The organism is Piscirickettsia salmonis LF-89 = ATCC VR-1361 (assembly GCF_000297215.2).
Taxonomy (GTDB): Bacteria; Pseudomonadota; Gammaproteobacteria; order Piscirickettsiales; family Piscirickettsiaceae; genus Piscirickettsia; species Piscirickettsia salmonis.
The window spans coordinates 24121-29894 of the sequence record NZ_AMFF02000041.1 but is presented as its reverse complement, the minus strand read 5'-3'; the positions used below and the strand labels follow the sequence as shown (position 1 = coordinate 29894).

At 38.2% G+C, this 5774-nt stretch carries 4 protein-coding genes and 1 pseudogene; 2 read left to right on the top strand and 3 right to left on the bottom strand.

Annotated features, from left to right (window positions below; translation table 11 throughout):
* Both C200_RS16870 and C200_RS04760 read left to right on the top strand, forming a co-directional pair.
* Nucleotides 1–313: pseudogene (locus C200_RS16870) on the top strand (IS701 family transposase); the annotation flags it as partial.
* Nucleotides 314–934: 621 nt separating this feature from the next.
* Nucleotides 935–1513 carry a nucleoside deaminase gene (locus tag C200_RS04760; RefSeq protein WP_016211456.1) on the top strand — a complete coding sequence of 193 codons (579 nt, stop codon included), beginning with the start codon at nucleotides 935–937 and terminating at the stop codon, nucleotides 1511–1513.
* A gap of 27 nt (nucleotides 1514–1540) precedes the next feature.
* On the opposite strand, the gene C200_RS04755 is transcribed toward C200_RS04760, so the two are convergent.
* From C200_RS04755 to tagH, 3 genes are all read right to left on the bottom strand, one after another.
* Entirely contained in the window at nucleotides 1541–2005 is a 465-nt protein-coding gene (locus C200_RS04755) for a hypothetical protein (RefSeq protein WP_016211451.1), read from the bottom strand.
* Between the two features lie 36 nt (nucleotides 2006–2041).
* Entirely contained in the window at nucleotides 2042–3499 is a 1458-nt protein-coding gene (locus C200_RS04750) for a porin family protein (RefSeq protein WP_016211455.1), read from the bottom strand.
* A gap of 61 nt (nucleotides 3500–3560) precedes the next feature.
* On the bottom strand, nucleotides 3561–5036 hold the full coding sequence (tagH, locus tag C200_RS04745; protein WP_161625471.1) for a type VI secretion system-associated FHA domain protein TagH: 1476 nt from the start codon (nucleotides 5034–5036) through the stop codon (nucleotides 3561–3563).
* Between the last annotated feature and the right edge of the window lie 738 nt (nucleotides 5037–5774).

Sequence of the window (5774 nt, the reverse complement as noted above, 5' to 3'; positions counted from 1 at the left end):
GTCAACAGGTCACCTCTATTTAATAACAAATGATTTAGAGACGGATGGTGATGGGCTTTACAAAATCTATCAAAAACGATGGAAAATTGAAGAATATCATAAGTCGATTGAATGCAATGCAAGTATAGCATAATCACCAACTAAAACTGTTCGGTCACAATGCAATCATATTTTTGCATCAATCGTGGCATTTTGTAAACTAGAAACATTGAGTGTAAAAGCACAACTTAACCACTTTGCACTCAAATATAAATTACTTGTGCGGTCAAATCAAATAGCTTTTGAAGAGCTTAGGCGATTAAAATGTTTATGACCTGTGCGTAAGGTGAGTATTTCATAATGAGAGTCAGGGTATAGTGAGGCTAGATTGTTTAGGGTTGAATCAAACTGGTCACAATTTTTGTCGTCTCGACCATTGAAAAGTAAGGTGCTGATCAGTTTGCTTTTTTCAGGACATTTTTTTAAAACTAGTAATAGGGCAGTGGTTGGCGATATTCTCATAACTGTATTATTTCTTACTCTATTATTTTAGATACCCGATAATTTAAAAAAATAAATTTTAAAGTTTTAGTTAATTATAATTTTACTTAATGGACTTTTAGTCAGAAGGATGGGCAATCTCCAAAATTTAATATTTTTGGCTAAATTAAAGGGATAAGAAAATAAAGTTCGTAAAGATTCGGTTATAACTAAGTTTTAGCTTGTTTACACTCTTTATATCGCAGAGCAGATGTGTTGTAAAGGTAAAATTTAGGATTTTATAAGTTGCGGCTATTTGAAGATGTGGGGGAAAGTAGAAGTTGGCATCTTTAAATTTAATCGTTTATGCTTGAGAATAAGGTAATTAATTGGTTAATATCGATATTATGTTTCATTTCTTTGCTAAAAGAGGATAAGAATCAGAGCTCACGGTTTGTAAGGAGAAACGTATATTATGTGTTATGAAGAAATTTCAGCACCTGCAAATCAATGGCTAGAGCGTGCTAATGAAGAAGCGCTTCAGTCTGTAAAAAATGGTGGTGGCCCGTTTGGTGCGGTTATTGTACAAATTGATAATGAGACTGATGAGGTAATTCGTCATTGGGTGAGTCATAATCAAGTGGTTTTAAACCATGATCCGACTGCACATGCTGAAGTGATGGTGATTCGAATGGCTGCGAAAGAGCTTGGCGTTGTCGATTTAGGTTGTATTTATCAAGGTCAAGCGAAATTATCACAGCCAAGTGAGCAGTCTTACTGTGTTATTTATAGTAGTGCAGAGCCCTGCCCGATGTGTATATCAGCGATTTACTGGGCGGGGATAAAAAAACTGATGTTCTCAGCGACACGCTTTGATGCGGCCAAGCCGGGTGTTGATTTTTCAGATGCTGTGATTTATGAAGAACTTGCCCGACCTTATCATCAGCGGCGTTATATGCAGATTGAATATGCGAGGACAGTAAATTATTTAGATGCATTTGATTATTATAAAAATAATACAGAAGTTAGACGCTATGGGAAAAAGCCTGCTTAAGGTAATAACAATAGGCACGAAAAGTGCCTATTGAATGATTTGTAAAGCTCTAATTTGGCTACTGTCATCTTCGATGGGAATGTAGGAAATTGCGGCTTGATGTTTGGCAACGTAGTTGATCACTTGTTGTGTATTAGCAAGTCCTTGAGGTATTAAACTGGAGCCGGAGAAGCGTTTATTATTCCAGTAGGTATTTACTTGAGATATTCCCCAGCCCATAAGAGCAAGATAGAATCCTTGATAGCTCTCACTGTTTTGATTATCAATAGGTATTAAATTAAATAAGTGCTTATTGCCATCACTTTTAATTTGATAACCTGCTACTGTGCGTTGCTTTAAAAATAGCTGTTGTAATGCCCCTTTAGAGAGAGGTTGCATTTGGTTAATCGGATTGACGATGACCTCATAGCTTTGTGCCCACACCGTTGAGCACGGTGCTATGGCGAAGCTAATAAATGCTAGTTTTAAAGCGTATGTTTTTAAATGTTTCATCTATAATTATTAGGTTAGTTATTATGGGTTATGAGATTAAAAGGCGGCACTAATGCTTGCACGAATAATATTAACATTACCTGGAAGTGATGATACTTGGAAGCTATTACCATCTCTAAAGCCTGCGAAGAAGCCAAAAGAGCCGTTTAAAGGGTGCACATACTCATCTTCAAGTGTTAAAGTGACGTTTGGTTTTAAATGGTATTTCAGGTCGACAGTGACAGAGTTTTGTTGAGTATTCATAATGTCTACTTTTTGGCCATCGGGAGTAATATAGCTTGCGGGGCGATTGGCACGTGGCGAGGTTCTTAATGCTGCAAAGGTAATTGAAGGCTGCCATTTGCCAATATTATAACCAAAGGTGGCATAGGCTGATTGGTTCGATGGAATTTCATAGGCAACATTACGAACGCCTCCTTCAATAATAGAGAAGAAGTTATGGTAATTAGCCGCAGCGCCAGCAGTGATCAAGTTTGCATACGAGTCATTAATACCAGTCCCTGTTTGTGGGAAGGGCGAAATATCAAAACGCATATGCATAGCGGCAAGGTTAAATGTAAAAATATTATTTGTTAAACGTGCATCGAAGCCAATGGCGTTATGACTGGTAAGTGTTGATGGGCCGAGTGGCACATTGACCGTATCATCGATATAACCACCATAGAGTTTAGTATTGATTGACCAAGCACTTTGACCAAGTGGAGTATCCCAGGTGATTTGTGCGCCATTAAAGTTATAAATCGGCATCAGGTTATAGACTTCAGCAGGAGGGGAGACCCATGGATAACTTGTGCCGACATAGAAGTTTGAAGAATATAGGTAAATTGGAATACGCATGCGACCGACAGAAACACTCCAATTATTATCAAGTTGATAGTTTAAAAAAGCCCAGTCAGGCTGCACTTTAAACTGGCCATCATTTTGCGAGGCATTATTAGCGACAAGTTGACCAACCGCAGATAAATTATCGGTGATATGTGCATTCATCTGCAGACCCAGTTGAATATTATTTAAGCGTAGTTGGTTATCGATATTACCAACTTCCATGGCTTGATAAGGCTGTGCGCTAGAGCTAATGCCAGCCCCTGCGGTTGCAAAGCCACTAAAGTCTATTGGTATTGGAGAGTTGAACTGAAATAAGGACGATTTAGGTGGTGTTGTGCCATTTATGGGTAATGGTGCGACTGAATTATTAGCGGTAGATGTCAGTGGTTTTTGTGCCTGGGTGAGTGATAATGGCGTGTGTGGACGACTATTGTACTGAGCCTGTGAGGGTGAACTTTTTGCTGGCGGGTGGCTGAGTGTTTGGATTTTTTTATTTTGTGCTTGTATAGTGCGCTCTTGTGCTTTATTTTTTTCGAGCAGTTGTTGAATATAAGCATTTTGCTTGGCTTGTGATTTAAACTTTGGGATGCTGGTTGTTGCAGAGAAGCTCAGTATAGGTAGGCTTACAGCAAGGATAGTTAAGGTAAGAGGTTTATATTTAAACAGCATATATAAGGCCTTTTGGTTATTTTTTATAAATTAAATAATAATTTGATATGAAGCTATTAATTTAGCTCTGAGTTTTTTCTTGATAGGTATCAGCGAAATAATCTAAAAATTGTTCATAGAGCAAGGCACCATCATTGCGTTGTAAGTTTTGAAAGCGTTTACTATAGTCTTTCCAGCAGTCTGCTTTATATTTATTACCCGGAAAGAAGTAGCGCTTGCCTTCGGAGGCTTGTCGTTCTATGGTTAATGGATCGACAGCATTGAGTGTTGATTGCAGTGCTTTTTTCACCGCCTCAAACAATGCACGTTGGTGCTGCTTAATATCTTTAACAGTATCTTCTATCGCAGGTTTTGCCGCTAAAAATGAGTCGCTTTGCGTTTGGAGAAATAAAGCCATCGCTTGTTTGGCATGAACTGAGTGTTTAAGAATATTATTTTCTTCATGTTGAATCATGGTCATATTGACGTTTAGGTCATTTTTAACTTTTGCGCGCGCAATAAGTAATTCAATAAAGCCCTCTAGAGAGCCTTCGAGCAAGTCCATAACAATAGAGGTGACTTGCTCCTCACCTAAAGCATAGATTGCATCTTGACTTAAACCAAAGCGTTGAACGAGGCTATCTAAAAAGTTAGATTGGCTAAACTGTTGTTGTGTTGCTGACTTTTGATTCGTGGTGTGAGTCGTTTGGGTGAGTGTGCTTTGTGGTGGTGGCTGTGTTGATTGTGGTTTTAGCACTGGTGTTTGATGCGCTGTTGTGGAGCTTGGGTGCTGTATGTGCCCTTGCGACTCTTGATGTTGAAATCCGGTAAAAGGAGTGGGCTCGGCTGCGGGTGTTGCTTGTGTATCTTGCTGAAAATGGTTGAATTTTTGAGGTTGTGATCGGAATGTTTCACGCTTACCTGTGTCTATTGCAGCGCTAGATTCAGCGTCTTGCGGTTGGCCAAGCGTTGCTGCTTCAAATGGGGCAAAACGCGCAGGTTGTGGAGGGGGAGTTTCTGTTTTTGCTTGAAAAGCTGGCGTTGGGTTTGTCCAGGCATTAAATTTATTTTCAAACATCTGGGTATGAGGCTGTTGGGTCTGAGTTTGCTCGTGTTGTTCATTTTGGACAAGACGCTCCAAGTCGGTTTCAGCATGTGGATTCAAGAAGGGGAGCTCGCCTTCAAGGTGAGAGTGTAATGAGGTCGCGGATGCACTGCTGTTTTTTTCTTCTTTTTCTTGATTATTAATCACTTTTTCAACATGAAGAATATATTCACCAATTGCGATTTCACTGCCTTCGCTAAGTGAGTAAGGTTTCCCTGGAATGAGGGCATCTTTTTCTTCATGACCTAAGGAGGTGCCATTGGTGCTATTATCGACAATATAAAATTGATTGTCTTGATAGCGGATAAACATATGCTGGTTTGAAATAATATTACTACGATCAGGCAACCACCAATCACAGCGCTCTGAGCGTCCAACCACTCCCCCTTGATTTGAGAATTCTTTGTAATGGCTAAAGCCAATTTCATTTTCAGGAGATTTGGTAACGCGCAAACACAGCACCATAGTTACTATCCTTTATTTTATTACTTGATAAAGCGAGTCGAACGCTTGACTTAATTTAGTTATTTTTTTGAGTTATTGAACTCCATTTTAATTGTTTCTTTATGAAAGACAAGTGGTTTTCTGTTAGCTACTATATTTGTATGTTTTAATTGAAATTTTATTAGAGCTTATTTTTATGCAGATTGCTGTACGACCAGCTGAGGTGAAAAGCAATTCTCCTTCAATTTTTAGTGTTTTTATATTCTAAGTGCAGATTTAGATAGTTTGATTTTATTTTTATGAATTTATTTCATTAAATTGAAAATGATTTACTATTAGGCTTACTGCCTGCTTAATTTCATTAACTATTTGACGTTGGAGTGGAGGGAGTGATTCTCTCTACTATATTTAATTGAGGACAATGACTAGGTGCTAAGTTGTTAATGCAAGCACTAACTAAAACATGTGTTACTTCCTTAGGCAGGACTTACGCATTGACAGTTTTTTGAAAACATGAAAGCTAGCGATGTCAATGGCTGTAGCCTTTTAATCACTTTCTTACAAACTTTCGAAGAGAGTAAAAAATATGAGTTTATGACAAAACTTCATGAAAATTATGAAAAAAACATACTGAAAATACCAATTTTTTATAGGCGCATAACTGGATTTTGTTGTCAATGCGTAAGTCCTGGTTAAAGTAATTTTTTTCGCTTTGGCAGAGTGGCAAGGTTTTCGCATAATAATGAT

Coding starts and splice junctions, on each gene's coding strand:
- C200_RS04760 (WP_016211456.1), top strand. CDS start 935: ATGTGTTATGAAGAAATTTCAGCACCTGCAAATCAATGGCTAGAGCGT.
- C200_RS04755 (WP_016211451.1), bottom strand. CDS start 2,005: ATGAAACATTTAAAAACATACGCTTTAAAACTAGCATTTATTAGCTTC.
- C200_RS04750 (WP_016211455.1), bottom strand. CDS start 3,499: ATGCTGTTTAAATATAAACCTCTTACCTTAACTATCCTTGCTGTAAGC.